The sequence below is a fragment of the Rhizobacter sp. P3_B12 genome (assembly GCF_056402895.1).
This window is the reverse complement of the sequence record NZ_JBFUGN010000813.1, coordinates 1-2,840: the sequence shown is the minus strand read 5'-3', so window position 1 is coordinate 2,840 and position 2,840 is coordinate 1. Positions and strand designations below refer to the sequence as shown.

Genomic DNA, 2,840 nt, shown 5'->3' with positions numbered 1-2,840 from the left:
GGTCAGCAGCGTCGCGTGGTCAGGCGCGCCTGCCGCCGGGGTCGGGTACAGCGTGCGCGCATCGGCGCTGGCCATCAGCGTCGCGCCGGACAGGATCTCCAGCAGTCGGCTCTTGCGCCCCATGCCGAGGGCATCGCCTTCGCTGGCCATCGTGTCGACCATCGCCGGCTCGCGGTCRATCATCGGCACGCCTTCCTCGAGGTGGGTCTTCGGCAGGCCGGTGGCGGTATCGATGACCGGGTCGCCGATCAGCAGGCGCTCGTACGACGCGCTGCGGCCGGTGCCGGCGATCGTCGCGCTCAGGTCCAGCTTGGCCGGGTCGGCGTGGCAGGCCACGCAGGTGCCGGCGCCGTTGGTGCCGCGGCTGACCGTCCACATCGGCTGGATGTGGTCCGGGTAGTTGATGACGCCGTCGACCGGGGCGGCGGTCAGCAGGTCGTCCTTCGAATCGGTGTTGTTCTTGTACTTGATGCTGATCGGATTGCGCGCGGTCACGCCGGCCTTGGCCGTGTCGGCCCAGGTGTCGGTGGAGACCATGTCGGTCATCAGCTTCAGCACGTTCGGGTCGAGGCGCGTGCGGGTGCCGGCCATCGTCTCGCCCGACTGGTGGGCGCTCGCCAGGTTGTCGAACCAGCCCGACGGGATGGTGTTGGCCACCGCACCGGAATTCAGCGCGCCGCCGCGGCGCGGGCTGTGGCAGCCGTCGCAGGTGCGGCGTTCGCCCGGGCGGACCTGGATCCAGTTGGTGTGGGTCTGGAAGGCACGGCCTTCGGCATCGACCACCGCCAGCCCGATCGGGGTGTCGGCCGGCACCTGCAGCTTGAACGAACCGTCCGGCTCGATCGGCGCGTAGCCGAGGATCTGCTGCGGCTCGAAATCGGTCTCGCCGATCGCGGCCCGCACGCCCATGCCCTGGCTCGGCGCCACCGCGCGGAAGGCACGGATGAAGCGGGCCGGCGCGCAGCCGTAGGCCGGGTTGGCCGGGTCCTTCATCTTGACGATGTCGGCGACCTGGGCACGCGTGTCCAGCGGGTCGGTCGGCGCGGTCTTCGCGATCGCGGTGGTGCAGGTGGCCGACAGGTCGGCCGCCGCGATCACCGGGTCACCCATGCGGCCGAGGCCGTCGGTGTCGTAGACGCTGCGCACTTCGAGCAGGCCGAGCTTCTGCGCGGCCAGCGTGGCGTCGACCGGGGTCGGGTCGGTGGCGTTCGGCTCGGTGCGCGACTGCAGCGGCACCGGGTCGGTGTTCATGAAGCCCGGGGGCGGCGGCGCGATCGGCTGCAGGCCCTTCTTCGAGTTGTTCGGGTCGAACATGTAGATGCCGTACGGCGGCGGCACGTTGTCCTTCACGCCGTCGGCCTCGACCTCGCTCTCCAGCCGGTTGTCGTCGGCCAGGCGCGCCTTCTCGGCATCGGTCAGCGTGGCGCACGGCACCACCTTGCCGTTCTTCGTCACTTCGCACGGGCGGTAGGCGACGAGCACGCGGTCGGTGCCGTCCCACAGCGGGAACGGCGTCGTGATGCGGCCGTACGCCGACAGCCCGCCGTCGATGTTCAGCGCCTCTTCGGTCGGGTAGTACTGGCCGCCCTGCGCCGCGACGCTCGGGTTGGCCGGCGTGTTCTGCTCGGAGTAGTTGGCCGCGTCGACCAGGACCAGGCCGCCGCCTTCCTTGGTGCGCGACAGCGGCATCAGGTCGGACGCGAGGAAGCCCTTGAACTTGCCCTTCGGGTCCATGTCGCGCGGGTGCAGGAAGCTGTTGCCCTCGCTGTGCGCGCCGTACAGCACGAACATGTCGGTGCCGTCGGGCTTCACGCGGAACACCTTGAAGTGGTTGCGCATGCCGACGTGGTCCCAGCGCGAGAACATGATGTCGCCGTTGGGGCGCACGACCGGGTTGCGGTCATGGCTCTGGTTGACCGAGATCTGCGTGATGCTGCCGCCGGCGGCATCCATCGTGTGCAGGTTGAAGACGCGCTCGCGCTCGTACTCGTCGAGCGCGAAGCGGTTGCCGCCGACGCCCTGGTTGAAGAACGAGGTGCCCTGGCGGTTCGACGAGAACACGAAGCCCTTGCCGGCCGGCAGGTAGGCCGGGTCGACGTCGTCGCCGTCGGTGGAGCTGGTCAGACGCTTGAAGCTGCCGCCGGTCAGGCCGCTCTTCGTCATGTCGTATTCCCAGATGTTCCAGCGCCCGGTACAGGCCTTGGCGCCGTTGATCATCGAGGTGTTGGAGGTCTCGCACTTCAGCGCGAAGACGATCTTCTTGCCGTCGAACGACACCTCGGGGTCGGACACGTCGCCGTGGCCCTGGGTGATGCTCTGGGTGATGTTGTGCTCGGGCGCGCTCGGCGAGGATTTCTCGCGGATCATCAGGTCGCCGCCCTGGGCGTACGGAGCGCCGTTGGTCGGGTTCATGCCCATCGTGTTGACGCGCTGCGTGTACGCGAGCGGCACGTCGCCTTCCACCGTGAGGCTGGATGAATCGCTGGAACTGCCGCTGCCGCAGGCCGCGAGGACCGCGACCATGGTGGCGAGCAGCGCTGCTCCGGCGGACCGGATGCTGCCTCGGTGCGCCCGGCGATCGCTCGCGGGGCCCTGGGTTGCTGTGGGGTACTTCATCTTCTCGCCTCCGATGCGGCCGGTCGTCTATTGCCGGCCTGGGTTGCCGGGTTGCGGGGCGGCGCCCAACAAACCGGAGGAGTAATGCAGAACACCGTCCGCGTCGATCACGATCGCATCGACGCCCTCCTGCGACTCGACGAGCCGCATGCCCTCTGCAAGGCCTTTCACGAACACGCTCTTGGACAGCCCTTCGCTCGTGAGCCCGTCCTCGGCGAGGATGG

General features: G+C 69.1%; 1 protein-coding gene and 1 pseudogene. Both read right to left on the bottom strand.

Features of this window, described 5'->3' with window-relative positions:
* On the bottom strand, positions 1 to 2,523 hold a 2,523-nt coding region (locus AC1D01_RS28440), incomplete at its 3' end, for an HzsA-related protein (protein ID WP_477872386.1).
* 120 nt (positions 2,524 to 2,643) lie between these two features.
* Positions 2,644 to 2,840 (bottom strand): annotated as a pseudogene (locus tag AC1D01_RS28435) (FAD:protein FMN transferase); the annotation flags it as partial.